At 71.2% G+C, this 13605-nt stretch carries 11 protein-coding genes and 1 pseudogene; 2 read left to right on the forward strand and 10 right to left on the reverse strand.

The window, feature by feature from the left end; translation table 11 throughout:
• From D452_RS0124330 to D452_RS0124340, 3 genes are all read right to left on the reverse strand, one after another.
• On the reverse strand, positions 1-941 hold a 941-nt coding region (locus D452_RS0124330), incomplete at its 3' end, for an ATP-binding protein (RefSeq protein WP_017546745.1).
• 14 nt (positions 942-955) lie between these two features.
• A complete protein-coding gene (locus D452_RS0124335; protein WP_017546746.1) occupies positions 956-2554 on the reverse strand; it encodes an acyl-CoA carboxylase subunit beta in 1599 nt (532 codons plus the stop codon).
• Positions 2551-4299 (reverse strand): acyclic terpene utilization AtuA family protein, encoded by a 1749-nt coding sequence (locus tag D452_RS0124340; RefSeq protein ID WP_051061364.1) that lies wholly within the window; start codon positions 4297-4299, stop codon positions 2551-2553. Before D452_RS0124340 ends, D452_RS0124335 begins: the two co-directional genes overlap by 4 nt.
• A gap of 152 nt (positions 4300-4451) precedes the next feature.
• Here D452_RS0124340 and D452_RS0124345 point away from each other — a divergent pair, with 152 nt between their 5' ends.
• A complete protein-coding gene (locus D452_RS0124345) occupies positions 4452-4967 on the forward strand; it encodes a hypothetical protein (RefSeq protein WP_026129645.1) in 516 nt (171 codons plus the stop codon).
• Positions 4968-5046: 79 nt separating this feature from the next.
• On the forward strand, positions 5047-5622 hold the full coding sequence (locus D452_RS0124350; RefSeq protein ID WP_017546748.1) for a hypothetical protein: 576 nt from the start codon (positions 5047-5049) through the stop codon (positions 5620-5622).
• A 31-nt stretch (positions 5623-5653) separates the two neighbouring features.
• Here the strand turns inward: D452_RS0124350 and D452_RS0124355 are convergent, their stop codons facing one another.
• The 7 genes and pseudogenes from D452_RS0124355 to D452_RS0124385 all read right to left on the reverse strand — a co-directional run.
• Positions 5654-6943 carry a thymidine phosphorylase gene (locus D452_RS0124355; RefSeq protein WP_017546749.1) on the reverse strand — a complete coding sequence of 430 codons (1290 nt, stop codon included), beginning with the start codon at positions 6941-6943 and terminating at the stop codon, positions 5654-5656.
• Positions 6944-7040: 97 nt separating this feature from the next.
• Positions 7041-7454, reverse strand: a complete 414-nt coding sequence (locus D452_RS0124360) for a cytidine deaminase (protein ID WP_017546750.1) — start codon at positions 7452-7454, stop codon at positions 7041-7043.
• Entirely contained in the window at positions 7433-8692 is a 1260-nt protein-coding gene (locus tag D452_RS0124365) for an ABC transporter permease (protein ID WP_017546751.1), read from the reverse strand. The genes D452_RS0124360 and D452_RS0124365 overlap by 22 nt, the downstream gene beginning before the upstream one ends.
• Positions 8689-10251, reverse strand: a complete 1563-nt coding sequence (locus tag D452_RS0124370) for an ABC transporter permease (protein ID WP_017546752.1) — start codon at positions 10249-10251, stop codon at positions 8689-8691. Before D452_RS0124370 ends, D452_RS0124365 begins: the two co-directional genes overlap by 4 nt.
• Entirely contained in the window at positions 10248-11855 is a 1608-nt protein-coding gene (locus D452_RS0124375) for an ABC transporter ATP-binding protein (protein ID WP_017546753.1), read from the reverse strand. Before D452_RS0124375 ends, D452_RS0124370 begins: the two co-directional genes overlap by 4 nt.
• Positions 11856-12036: 181 nt before the next feature.
• Positions 12037-13089, reverse strand: coding sequence for a BMP family lipoprotein (locus D452_RS0124380; RefSeq protein ID WP_017546754.1), 1053 nt, complete (start codon positions 13087-13089; stop codon positions 12037-12039).
• A gap of 336 nt (positions 13090-13425) precedes the next feature.
• Positions 13426-13605, reverse strand: a pseudogene (locus tag D452_RS0124385) (alpha/beta fold hydrolase); the annotation flags it as partial.

Below are 13605 nucleotides of genomic sequence, written 5' to 3' on the forward strand. Positions count from 1 at the left end.
CCGGTGACGCACTCGGTGACGGGGTGCTCCACCTGGAGGCGGGTGTTCATCTCCAGGAAGACCGGCTCCCCCAGGCCCGCGTCCGTGACCGGGACCAGGAACTCGGCCGTTCCGGCCCCCGTGTAGCCGATCACGGCGGCGAGGTCGCGGGCAGCCCGGTGCAGCCGCTGGCGGACCTCCTCGGGCAGCCCCGGGGCGGGCGCCTCCTCCAGCACCTTCTGGTGGCGGCGCTGGGCCGAGCAGTCGCGTTCGCCCAGTGCCCAGACCGTGCCGTGGTGGTCGGCGAGGATCTGCACCTCCACGTGGCGGCCGCGCTCCACGTAGGGCTCACAGAACACCGCCGGGTCCCCGAACGCGGAGGCCGCCTCGGCGCGCGCGGTCTCGGCCTCGTCCGCGAGGGAGCCGAGGTCGCGGACCACGCGCATGCCGCGTCCGCCTCCCCCGGACACCGCCTTGACCAGGACGGGCAGGTGTTCGGCGCGCACGGCGGCGGGGTCGAGGGCGTCCGCGACCGGCACCCCGGCGTCGCGGGCGATCTTCTTGGCGAGGGTCTTGGACCCCATCTGCTCGACGGCCTCGGCGGAGGGTCCGACCCAGGTGAGTCCGGCGCCGGTGACCGCGCGCGCGAAGTCGGCGTTCTCGGAGAGGAAGCCGTACCCGGGGTGGACGGCGTCGGCTCCGGCGGTCCGCGCGGCGGCCACGAGCGCGTCGGGGTCGAGGTAGGCGTCGACGGGACCGCGCCCCTCGGGGACGGACAGGCGCACGGCGGTGTCGGCCTCGCGCACGTGGGCGGCGTCCTCCTCGCCGGGGGCGTGCACGGCGACGGTGGCCACTCCCAGGGTCCGGCAGGTGCGGATGACCCGGCGGGCGATCTCGCCCCGGTTGGCAACGAGCAGCGTGCTGATGGGACGGGCGTGGGCGGTGTGGCTTGTGGGGGTCATGGGCCTTCCCCTTCTCACATTCGGAAGACACCGAAGCGGTCGGTGCCGCGTACCGGTGCGTTGCTGGCGAAGGACAGGCACAGCCCGAGGACGGTGCGGGTGTCGCGGGGGTCGATGACGCCGTCGTCGTAGACCCGGCCGGACAGGAACATCGGCAGGGACTCGGCCTCGATCTGGTTCTCCACCAGCTCGCGCATGGCCGCGTCCTGGTCGTCGTCGTAGGGCTGGCCCTTCTTGGCGGCCGAGGCGCGCGAGACGATCGAGACGACCTCGGCCAGCTGTTTGGGGCCCATGACGGCGGAGCGGGCGCTGGGCCAGGAGAAGAGGAAGCGGGGATCGTAGGCGCGTCCGCACATTCCGTAGTGCCCGGCGCCGTAGGAGGCGCCGATGAGCACCGAGAAGTGCGGGACGGTGCTGTTGGAGACGGCGTTGATCATCATCGAGCCGTGCTTGATGATCCCGCCCTGCTCGTACTCCGCGCCCACCATGTAGCCGGTGGTGTTGTGCAGGAACACCAGCGGTGTGTTCGACCGGTTGGCGAGTTGGATGAACTGGGTGGCCTTCTGCGACTCGGCGCTGAACAGCACGCCGTTGTCGTTGGCCAGGAGTCCGACCGGGTACCCGTGCAGGGTGGCCCAGCCGGTGACCAGGCCGGGGCCGTACGAGGGTTTGAACTCGTCGAACTCCGAGCCGTCCACCACGCGCGCGATCACCTCGCGCGGGTCCACCGGGACCTTGAGGTCGGGCGGCATGATCCCCAGGAGTTCCTCAGCGGGCAACAGGGGTTCGCGTACCCCGCGGACGGGGGCGGGACCGGCCTTGGTGTGGTTGAGGCGGGCCACGATACGGCGGCCGACGCGGATCGCGTCGTGCTCGTCCTCGGCCAGGTGGTCGGCGAGCCCGGAGACCTCGGCGTGCATGCGCGCGCCGCCCAGGGACTCGTCGTCGCTCTCCTCCCCGGTGGCGGCCTTGACCAGCGGTGGTCCGCCGAGAAAGACCTTGGACCGGTCCCGGACCATGACCACGTGGTCGCTCATGCCCGGGACGTAGGCGCCTCCGGCCGTGGAGTTGCCGAAGACCAGGGCGATGGTGGGGATTCCCGCGGCGGAGAGCCGGGTGAGGTGGCGGAAGGTGCCGCCGCCGGGGATGAAGATCTCCTTCTGGGTGGGCAGGTCGGCGCCGCCCGACTCCACGAGACTGATCATGGGCATCCGGTTGCGCTCGGCGACCTCCCCGGCCCGCTGGGACTTGCGCAGGCTCCAGGGATTGCTGGAGCCGCCGCGCACGGTGGGGTCGTTGGCGACGATCACGCACTCCACGCCCGAGACCACGCCCACCCCGGTGACCACGCTGGCGCCCACGTGGAAGTCGCTGCCCCACGCGGCCAGGGGGGACAGTTCGAGGAAGGGGCTGCCCTCGTCCAGGAGGAGTTCGATCCGTTCCCGGGCCAGCAGACCTCCCCTGGCGCGGTGCCGCTCCACGTAGCGTTCGCCGCCCCCGGCCAGCGCCTTCGCGTGTTCGGTGTCGAGCTCGGCCAGCTTGGCGAGCATGGTGTCCCGCGCCTCGGCGTAGGCCGGGCCCCGGGTGTCGAGTCGGGAGGTCAGAACGCTCACGGGCCCTCCTCGGGCAGCGGGGTCTCGGACAGCAGCGACTCGGGGACGGGGAGGCGGCGGGCGCGCAGCCACTCACCGAGCCCCTTGGCCTGGGGGTCCAGTCCCTCGCGGCGGGCGGTGCCCGGCGCGAGTATCCCCTCGATCCAGAAGTTGGCGGCCCGCAGGCCGGGGAGCAGGTGGCGGGTGACCCGGAGGTCGGCGGTCTCCGGCAGCAGCTCGCGCAGCGTGTCGGCGGTGAGGGGGTGCGCCAGCCAGCGCCAGGCCTCGTCCGAGGGGGCCCACACGCCCACGTTGGCGTCGGCTCCCTTGTCGCCGCTGCGCGCGCCCAGGACCAGGCCGAGGGGGGCCAGCCTGGTGGGTTCGTCGGGAGGGGGCGCGGGGAGCGGGGGTTCGGGAACCTCCGTGAGCTCCCTGGTGCGAACGGTGTGCGGTACCTGCTCGCGTTCGCCTTCGGGGGTGATGACGGTGTGCTCGACCTCGGCGGCTGGGACCAGCGCGTGGGTGACGGTGACCCCGTCCGGTCGGGCGTCGCGGGGCGGCGCGGTGATGTGGAACCCGGCGTAGCTGGAGAGCGCCAGCTCCACGGCCGCGGCGCCGAAGCGGCGGCCGATGACGGCGGGGTCGTGGTCACGGGCGACCACGCGCAGGCGCGCGGTGGCGTCGTCCTGGGTGTCGCCGTGGGGGTCGAGGGCGGGGACGAACTCGAACCGAAGGTCGGCGGGGCCCCGGTGGGCCAGGGCGGCGCGCATCTGGCGTTCGGCGAGGGCCGCCTTGTCCTCGGCGTCCAGGCCGGTGACGAGGAACTCGACCTCGTTGCGGAAGCCGCTGATGCCGGTGAGGCCGACCTTGAGGTCCGGTGGCGGGTCCTCCCCGGTGGCTCCGCTGATCCGCACCCGGTCCCGCGTCTCCTGGTGGAGCCGCACGGTGTCCAAGCGGGTGGTGACGTCGGGGCCGGGGTAGCGGGCGCCGCGGATCTCGTAGACGAGTTGCGCGGTGACGGTGCCCGCGGTGACCGCGCCGCCGGAGCCGGGCTGTTTGGTGATGACCGAGGTGCCGTCGGCGGCGATCTCGGCGATCGGGAACCCGGGGTGGTCCAGGTCGTGTCCGGCGAGTTCGCGCGGCAGGGCGTAGTTCCCGCCGGTGGCCTGGGTCCCGCACTCGATCACGTGTCCGGCGACGGTGGCCCCGGCGAGGGCGTCGAGGTCGTCCCGGGCCCAGCCGAAGTGGGAGACGGCGGGGCCGACCGTCAGTGAGGCGTCGGTGACGCGCCCGGTGACGACGATGTCGGCCCCCGCGTCCAGGCACCGGGCGATGCCGAAGGCGCCCAGGTAGGCGTTGGCGGTGAGGGGGGTGCCCAGGTGGAGTTCCTCGGCTCGGTGCAGCAGGTCGTCACCGGTGACGCAGGCGATGCGGGGCTCGAAGCCGAGGCCGTCGGCGAGCTCGGTGAGGCGGTCGGCCAGCCCCCGTGGGTTGAGGCCGCCCGCGTTGGTGACCACGCGGACCCGGCGTTCCATGACGGTGGCCAGGCACTCGCGCATCTGCCGCAGAAAGGTGCGCGCGTAGCCCCGGCTCGGGTCGGCCAGCTGGTCCCGACCGAGGATGGCCATCGTGAGTTCGGCCAGGTAGTCGCCGGTGAGCACGTCGACGGGGCCTTCGGTGAGCATCTCGTGGACGGCCGCGAGGCGGTCGCCGTAGAAGCCGGAGGCGTTCCCGATCCGCAGAGGGGGAGCTGCTGTAGCGGTCATGGGAAAGAGGGTGACACCGGACACAGAAAAGAACAAGCACCCGTGATTGTTTTTCCCCTGAACGGCACCCTCGGGTGAAATGGCCGGAACCGGCCGCAGTCGACCGGTTACGGGGCCGCGAATCGGGACAGACGAGGGGTATTTTGGCGCGCGTGAGTACCTCCTCAGAAGACACCGCGTCCCCCAGTACCCCCGACGAGGCCTCGGAGTCCCCCGAGACGCCCGAGACCTCCCCCACCACGGAGTCCCCCGAGACACCCGAGACCTCCGCGACCCCGGAGCCCTCACCCGCCTCCGAGGCCTTCCTCCAGGGTCAGCCCGCCCCGCACCGCGACTCCCTGTTCGGCGCCGGGACCTTCAGCGTGGCCGGGCTCATCATGCTGGCCACCACCCTGCTGTCCACCCAGCTGGTCGGGATCTTCAACACGCAGACCCTGATCGGAGCCGAGGGCACCCTCGGAGCGGCGGTCCAGGGCGAACTCACCGGCGCCGGACTGTTCTCGGCACTGGCCGTCCTGTGCTCGGCGGTGGCCCTGTTCCGGTCGGGTCCCGAGACCCACCCGTGGGTCCGCCACCTGGCAGCCGGCACCGTGCTGGTCGGGATCCTGCTCGTCGTCCTGACCGTGCTGTCGTACGTGCTGCTGACCGCCCCCGCGCCCGCCGCCTGACTGGAAATTGGCGGTATCCCTGGCCTGAGCAGGTGATTCTTAGGTCCCGCTTATCCCGATGCGCGGGTACGTTGGCCGCGTGAGTACCGCACCGGAAGACAACGACAAGCCCGAGAACACCACGAGCTCCGGCGAGGGCTCGCCGCAGCCGAAGTTCGAGCCGGGGTACCCCGCCCAGAACTCCGGCGCGACGGATGCCGCAGACTCCGCGGAGGACGGCCTCGCCGATGAGGAGGCCGGTCACGACCACGAACACGAGTTCGAGGTCACCGAGGCCGAGCCCCGACCCGGCGGCGCCTTCTCCACCGAGACCCTCAGCATCGTGGGCCTTGCCCTGCTCGCGGTCACCATCTTCTCCGGCCAGCTGCTGGAGCTCCTCACCAGCATGATCATGCTCGGAGGCCAGCCCATCGACGCCGGGCAGGTCCGCTCGATCGAGGCCCAGCTGTGGATGGGCGGAGCGGTGTCCCTGCTCACCGTGCTCGCCTCGACCCTGGCGCTGGCCCTGCTCAACCGGGGCAGCAGCCCGTGGGCGCGCTGGACCGCCACGGCGACGACCGTGGTCGGTTTCCTGTTCGTCCTCGTCGCCGCCGCCGCGTTCCTGCTGGTGCCGGACGCCGCCCCGCAGCAGATGATGCCCCCCATGCCCAACTAGCAGGGGTCATCCCGCTCCGGGGAACACCGGGTCAGGAGACCCGGTCGATGACCAGCGGGCCCGGCTTCCGCTCGGCCGCGCCGCCGATGTCGAAGGCGCCCTCAAGCGCCTCGGCGGCGCGGTCGAAGCGTTCGGGCTCGTCCGCGTGCAGGGTGAACAGGGGTTCGCCCGCCGCGACCGCCTCTCCCGGCTTGGCGTGCAGGGTGACCCCGGCGCCGAAGGAGACGTCGTCCTCCTTGCGGGCCCGACCGGCGCCCAGACGCCAGGCGGCCAGACCCACCTGGTAGGCGTCCAGCCGCGTGACCACACCGGTGGCCGGGGCCAGCACGGTGCGGCGTTCGGCCGCCACGGGCAGCGGCGCGTCCGGGTCGCCGCCCTGGGCGCGCACCAGCGCCTTCCACGACTCCAGCGCGCTGCCGTCGCGCAGCGCCTCGGCCGGGTCCTTCACACCCTTCTCACCGGGCGTCATCCCGGCCGCTGCCAGCATCTCGCGGGCCAGCGCCACGGTGAGTTCGACGACGTCGGCGGGGCCGCCCCCGGAGAGCACCTCCACCGACTCCGCGACCTCCAGCGCGTTGCCGACCTGGCGGCCCAGGGGCGTGGCCATGTCGGTGAGCAGCGCCACCGTGCGCACTCCGTGGTCGTTGCCGATGTCCACCATGGTGCGGGCCAGCTCGCGGGCGGAGTCGGCGTCCTTCATGAACGCGCCCGACCCCACCTTGACGTCCAGGACCAGGGCGCTCGTGCCCTCCGCGAGCTTCTTGCTCATGATGGAGGCGGCGATCAGCGGGATGGACTCCACCGTGCCGGTGACGTCGCGCAGCGCGTACAGCTCGCGGTCAGCCGGGGCGAGCCCGCTCCCTGCCGCGCAGATCACCCCGCCGGTATCGGTGATGACCTCCCGCATCTCCTGAGTGGACAGCGAGGCCCGCCACCCGGGGATCGACTCCAGCTTGTCGAGGGTGCCGCCGGTGTGCCCGAGTCCGCGCCCGGACAGCTGCGGGACGGCCGCCCCGCAGGCCGCCACGGTGGGGGTGAGCGGAAGGGTGATCTTGTCTCCCACACCCCCGGTGGAGTGCTTGTCCGTGGTGGGCCTGGCCAGGTCGGTGAAGTCCAGCCGGTCGCCGGAGGAGAGCATGGCCTCGGTCCAGCGGCTCACCTCCGCGCGGTCCATGCCGCGCAGGAAGATCGCCATCGCCAGCGCCGCCATCTGCTCCTCGGCCACCTCACCACGGGTGTAGGCCCCGATCACCCAGTCGATCTGCTCCGGGGAGAGCCGTCCCCCGTCGCGCTTGGCCCGGATGATCTCGATGACGTCCATGTCATGTTCCTTCCGTCGTGAAGAGGTGGTGCGAAACGACCTCTCCCCGGCCGCCGTGGACCGGCGACCGGGGAGACGACCGATGGTGCTCCGCCCGTCAGGCGAGGTTGTGCGGTCCGAAGGCCTGGGGCAGCACGCGCTCCATGGGCAGGATGCCCTCCGGCGTGTCCACCAGCAGGTCCGGCCCGCCGTGTTCGTACAGGAGCTGACGGCAGCGCCCGCACGGCATCAGGGCCAGGCCCCGACCGTCCACGCAGGCGAAGGCGACCAGCCGACCGCCGCCGGAGGCGTGCAGGGCGCTGACCAGACCGCATTCGGCGCACAGGCCCACACCGTAGGAGGCGTTCTCCACGTTGCAGCCGCTCACCACCCGGCCGTCGTCGACCAGCGCCGCCGCCCCCACCGGGTAGTTCGAGTAGGGCGCGTAGGCGCGGCCCATGGCCTCCCGGGCGGTCTCCCGGAGGGCCTCCCAGTCCACTGCGGTGTCGGTCATGACCTGCTCGCCCTCCACTGTTTTCCGATCCCGGCGGGTGCGCGCAGCCGTTGCGAGGCCAGCGAGAGCACCAGCAGCGTGGCGATGTGCGGGCTGTAGGTCGCCAGCTCACGCGGCAGCGAGTCGGTGCTGAAGTACCAGAAGAGCAGGACGATCGCGGCGAGGAAACCCGCCACGGCGATGCCCTTGCGGTCCTTGCGCACCTGCCACACGGCCACCACGAGCAGGACCACGGCCAGGAGCAGCAGCAGCGCGTGGATGGCCGCGCCGCCGCCGCGCAGCTGGAGCGCGTCGGTGTAGCCGAACAGGGTCGCGCCCATCGCCAGGCCGCCCGGCCGCCAGTTGCCGAAGATCATCGCGGCCAGACCGATGTCCCCGCGGCCGCCGGTCTGCCCCTCCTGGTAGATCTGGGAGGCGACGATCGCGAGGAACACGCCGCCCATACCGGCCAGACCGCCGGAGATGACCACGGCGACGTACTTGAGCGTGTACACCGGCACACCGAGGGACTCGGCGGCGTCGGGGTTCTCACCCACCGAGCGCAGCCGCAGGCCGAAGGTGGTCTTCCACAGCACCAGGTAGCTGATCGGGACCAGCAGGATGGCGATGAGGGTCAGCGCGGACATCCGGGTGGTGAGGCCGATGACCAGCGCGGCCAGGTCGCTGACCAGGAAGATGCCGCTCTGGGCGACCGGGGCGAGCGCCTCCGGCAGCCACGGCAGGTTCAGGGTCGGGAACGACGGCGCCGACGGGGACTGGGCCGCACCCGCGCCGGGGATGTCGGAGTAGACCAGGATCGACAGGTAGCGCATGGCGCCCAGGGCGAGGATGTTGATCGCCACACCGGACACGATGTGGTCCACCGCGAAGGTCACGGTGGCCACCGCGTGGATCAGGCCGCCGAGCATGCCGCCCAGGGTTCCGGCCAGCAGGCCGATCCACGGGTCGTTGAAGCTCCACGCGAAGTACGCGCCGAACCACGTCCCGAAGATCATCATGCCCTCGAGGCCGATGTTGATGATGCCCGCGCGCTCGGCCCACAGACCGCCGAGGGCAGCCAGACCGATCGGGACCGCGAAGGTCAGCGTGGTGCGGACGGTGCCCGCGTCGGTCAGCATGTCCTGACCGGTGATGACGCGCAGACCCGCCAGCGATACGAAGACCGCCATCAGCAGGGTGAGGACGCGCCAGCGCGCCCACCCCCGGGGCCGGGACCGCTGGGTCACCGGCTCCATCACGTTGAGTTCCTGGCTCACTGTGCCTCCCCGCCGCGCTTGTCGTCGGTGCCGTCGGTGTCCTCGGTGACGGCTCCGTCGGAGGCGCCGCCGTCGGACACGGCCGCGGGCTCCGGGGTGGACTCGGTCGTACGGCCGAGCTGCCTGCCGATCTGCTGCTGCTGGTAGCGGCGGCCCCAGCGGTGCACGACCTCGTAGACCACGACGACCGTGAGGACGATGGTGGCCTGCGCGATGACGGCGATCTCCTGCGGGATGCCGTCGAAGGGCAGGATGCCCGCCGCCTGGGTCAGGAAGGCCCAGAACAGGGAGGCGAAGACGATGCCCACGGGGTGGTTGCGGCCCAGCAGCGCGATCGCGATGCCGATGAAGCCGATCCCCGTCGGGAAGTCCAGCGCGTAGTAGTGGGAGTTGCCGAGCAACTGCGGCAGACCCACCAGACCGGCGACCATGCCCGAGAAGAGCATGGACAGGAAGACCATCTTCTTGACGTTCACTCCGCTGGCCTCGGCCGCCGTCTGCGACTGGCCGGTGGCCCGCAGCTCGAAGCCGAACCGCGTGCGGTTGAGCATGATCCAGTACCCGATGCCCACAGCGACGGACAGCAGGATCAGACCGTAGACCTCCCGGTCCGAGCCGAGGAAGGTCGCCGGGATGCCCGGGACCCAGCCCGACTCGGGGATGGGCGGGGTGCCGATGTTGTTGGTGCTGATCTCGACCGCGAGGCGGCCCTCGGTCAGCAGGTAGGCGGTGATCCCGGTGGCGATCGCGTTGAGCATGATCGTGGAGATCACCTCGGACACGCCCCGGGCGACCTTGAGGTAGCCCGCGATGCCCGCCCACAGGCCGCCCACGGCCACGGCGGTGAGGATGACCACGAACTGGCTGAGCACCGGGGGCAGCACCAGGTACCCGCCGACGGCGGCGGCCAGCAGGGCCGCGAGCCGGTACTGACCGTCCACACCGATGTTGAACAGCTTCATCTTGAAGCCGATCGCCACGGCTACGGCGGCCAGGTAGTAGGTGGTGCTGTCGTTGATGATCTGCACCAGGCTGTTGGGCCGGGTGCCGTACTCCAGCATCCGCTCGAAGGTGGGCAGCGGGGCGATACCGCTGAAGTACAGGACGGCGGCGGTGACGCCGATCGCGATCACGCCCGCCGTCAGGACGGCGGCGAAGGACAGCGCCATCATCGCCGCGAGGCGGTGGAAGAGCACGAACGCCAGCAGCGAGCCGATCACCGCGCCCGAGGCGGCCGCGACGGGCTCGATCAGCGAGAGGTCCAGCATCCACCCGGCGACCAGGCCGCCCACGACCGACAGCACCAGGGCCATCGGGAGGACGAGGACGTTGTGGAGGGGTGTGCCCTCCTCCTTGGTGCCGTCGGCGCCCACCCGGCCCCGGTCGGGGGTCATCGGGGCGAGCACGGCCACGAGGACGAAGGCGAGGGTCACTCCGACGATGAGCGCGGCCCACCACAGGAGGAACAGGTCCAGCACGACGGTGACCAGACCGCCCATGAGGACGGCGAGGAGGATCACGATCGGTGCCGCGACGGTGCGGCGTCCGCTGTCAGTCATGCGCCGCCCTCGCTCTCGTTACGATGGGCGCCCTCAGCACCGCTGTCACCTTCCGTGTGCGCGTCCGAGCCGTCCAGTCCGGCGCCGGTCATGGCGGATCCGAGCTGTTCGGGGGTGACGCTGGTGGGGTCGGCCTCCGCGACCAGGCGGCCGCGCAGGATGACGTGGAGTGTGTCGGACATGCCGATGAGCTCGTCGAGGTCGGCGGAGATGAGCAGCACGGCCAGCCCGGCGGCGCGCGCCTCGCGCAGCTGCTCCCAGATAGCCGACTGCGCGCCCACGTCCACGCCTCGGGTCGGGTGTGCGGCGACCAGGAATCGAGGGTCCCCGCTCATCTCCCGGCCGATGATGAACTTCTGCTGGTTGCCCCCGGACAGCGCGTCGGCGATGACGTCGATGTTGGGGGTGCGCACGTCGTACTCGCCGACGATGCGCTCGGAGTCGGCGCGGGCACCGGACCGGTTGATCCAGGCACCGTTGACGCTGGGTTCCCGGGTCTGGTGGCCGAGGATGCGGTTCTCCCAGAGCGGGGACTCCAGCAGGATGCCGTGCCGGTGGCGGTCCTCGGGGATGTAGCCGACACCGGCCTCGCGGATGCTCAGCGTGGACCACTCGGTGATGTCGCGCTCTTCGAGGGTGATGGTGCCGGAACTGGCCCGGCGCATCCCCATGATGGCCTCGATGAGCTCGGACTGGCCGTTGCCCTCGACCCCGGCGATGCCGACGATCTCGCCCTCGCGGATGTCCAGGGTGACGTCGTCGACCACCGGTCGGCCCTCGGAGGAGAGCACGGTGACCCCGGACAGGGCGAGCACGACCTTGTCGGTGACGGTGGACTCGCGCAGCTCGGGGACGGGCAGTTCCCCGCCGACCATGAGCGTGGCCAGCTGGCGGGCCGAGGTGGTGCGCGGGTCGGCGGTGGCCACCGTGGTGCCGCGCCGGATGACGGTGATCTCGTCCGCGACCGACAGGACCTCGTCGAGCTTGTGCGAGATGAAGATGACGGTGAGGCCCTCACGCTTGAGCACGCGCAGGTTGTCGAAGAGCTCCTCGACCTCCTGCGGCACCAGCACGGCGGTGGGCTCGTCCAGGATGATCGTCTGGGCGCCCCGGTAGAGCACCTTGAGGATCTCCACGCGCTGGCGGTCGCCGACGCCCAGGTCCTCCATGAGGCGGTCGGGGTCGACGCCGAGCCCGTACTGGGCGGACAGCTCCTGGATGCGGGCGCGCGCCTTGCGGCCGATGCCGTGCCTGCGCTCGGCGCCCAGGACCACGTTCTCCAGCACGGTGAGGTTGTCCGCCAGCATGAAGTGCTGGTGGACCATGCCGATGCCGTGCTTGATGGCGTCGGAGGGCGAGTGGAAGCGCACCTCCCGGCCACGGATGTGGATGGTGCCCTCGTCCGGCCGGTGCATGCCGTACAGGGTCTTCATCAGCGTGGACTTGCCCGCTCCGTTCTCGCCGACGATGGCGTGCACGGTACCGGGAGCCACGGTGATGTCGATGTCGTGGTTGGCCACGACGCCGGGAAAACGCTTGGTGATCCCGCGCAGCTCAACGGCGGCGGGTTCGTTCGACCCGCCGCCCGATGGCGTGCTGCTCATCAGACTCCTCTGTGGGAATGTGCGGCGGGGCGCGGACGGGCCTGGGATCGGCCACGGCCGGGACGCCTTCGTCGCGGTGCGGCTACCGGGCGGAGCCGAAGGGGGCTGGCCCCTCCGGCTCCGTGTTCGTTCGGGTCACGGCGCGGGCCCGGTGCCCGCTCCGTGGAGTGTCCCAGCGCCGTTACGGCTGGCTGGGAACCTCGATCTCACCGTCGATGATCTGCTGCTTGAGCTCGTCGAGCTGGTCCTGGACGGGCTCGATGGCCTCTTCGTTGGTCAGCGTGTAGTCCACGCCGCCCTCGCTGAGGTCGAAGCGCTTGATCCCGGCCTCGACGTCGCCCTCAGTGGCGGAGCGGATGAACTCGAAGACCGAGACGTCGACCTGCTTGATGGCGGAGGTCAGCACGTACGGCTTCTGCTCCTCCTCGGCGTTCTCGTACTGGTCGCTGTCGACGCCGATGAAGGTGAACTCGTTGTCGACGGCGGACTGGAGGATGCCGTTGCCCGAGGCGCCGGCGGCGTGGTAGATGACGTCCGCGCCGCGGTCGTACTGGGCCTGGGCGGCCTCACGGCCCTGGGCGGGGTCGTTGAACCCGGCGAAGTCCGGCGGCTGGCTGAGGTAGTTGATCTCCACCTCGATGTCCTCGTTGACGTGCGCGACGCCCGCGACGTAACCCGCCTCGAACTTGCGGATCAGCGGGGTCTCGACACCGCCGATGAAGCCGACGTGGTCCTCGTCGGTGGTCAGGGCGGCGGCGGCACCGGCGAGGAAGGAGGCCTGCTCCTCGGCGAAGACGAGGCTGGTGACGTTGTCGATCTCCTCGATCTCGGAGTCGACGATCGCGAAGTCGACCTCCGGGTACTCGGGGGCGACGGCCTGGACGGCGGCGTCGTAGGCGAAGCCCACGGCGATGATGACGTCGTAGCCCTCCTCGGCCATGGTGGCCAGGCGCTCCTCCTTGGCGGACTCGGCCTCGCCGTCGGCGGGCTCGAAGTCGTTGGTCTCCACGCCCAGCTCCTCGGCGGCCTGCTCGAGGCCGCGGTAGGCGGAGTCGTTGAAGGAGCGGTCACCGCGGCCTCCGACGTCGTAGGCCAGGCCGACCTTGACGTCGGAGGAGGTCTCGCCGTCGCCTCCGCCGCTGGCACCGTCGTCGGCCGCGTTGTCGCACGCGGTGAGTGCCAGCACGCCCGCGGCGGCGACCGCTGCGAACTTGGCTGCGTTGCTGCGCTTCACTTGAAAGTCTCCCCTTCGCCCTCTCAGCGGACCGCATTCCGCGCGGGACCGACCTGAGTTCTGCAGCCGGACGATATCCGCTGGCCGAATGTACATCTAACCCACGGCCGTAGTTGTTATGAAGGCGAGAGCAGAGTGACACGGGGCCTTACCGGGAAGTTACCAAGAGCACACCGGATCGGGGCAACCTTCGGCCTAATCGCCGTTTTTGACCTCCTGTTCTCTCGATGAATCCGGCTTTGCGACCGCCCGTGTCGTGACCTTCACCTGTGGTGACCTCGCCCTGTTCGGCCCCATCCGGTCTAGACCGGCCTGATCCACTTGGCGGGCGCGGGTTCAGTCCTGGAGGAACTCCACCACGGCCTGCTTGAAGACACGTGAGGAGACGGCGTTGGCGTGCTCGCGACCCGGGATCTCCACGAACGACCCGCCGCAGCGCTCAGCGAGCCCGGCGGCACCCTCGGCGACGGTGTCCCCGGCTCCGGCGACCAGGAGCGGCGGGGGGGCCCCCGGGCG

Source organism: Nocardiopsis prasina DSM 43845, from assembly GCF_000341265.1.
Taxonomy (GTDB): Bacteria; Actinomycetota; Actinomycetes; order Streptosporangiales; family Streptosporangiaceae; genus Nocardiopsis; species Nocardiopsis prasina.

Excerpts from the sequence above, each read along its gene's own strand:
- D452_RS0124340 (WP_051061364.1), bottom strand. The coding sequence starts at position 4,299 with ATGACCGCTACAGCAGCTCCCCCTCTGCGGATCGGGAACGCCTCCGGC.
- D452_RS0124355 (WP_017546749.1), bottom strand. The coding sequence starts at position 6,943 with ATGGACGTCATCGAGATCATCCGGGCCAAGCGCGACGGGGGACGGCTC.
- D452_RS0124370 (WP_017546752.1), bottom strand. The coding sequence starts at position 10,251 with ATGACTGACAGCGGACGCCGCACCGTCGCGGCACCGATCGTGATCCTC.
- D452_RS0124375 (WP_017546753.1), bottom strand. The coding sequence starts at position 11,855 with ATGAGCAGCACGCCATCGGGCGGCGGGTCGAACGAACCCGCCGCCGTT.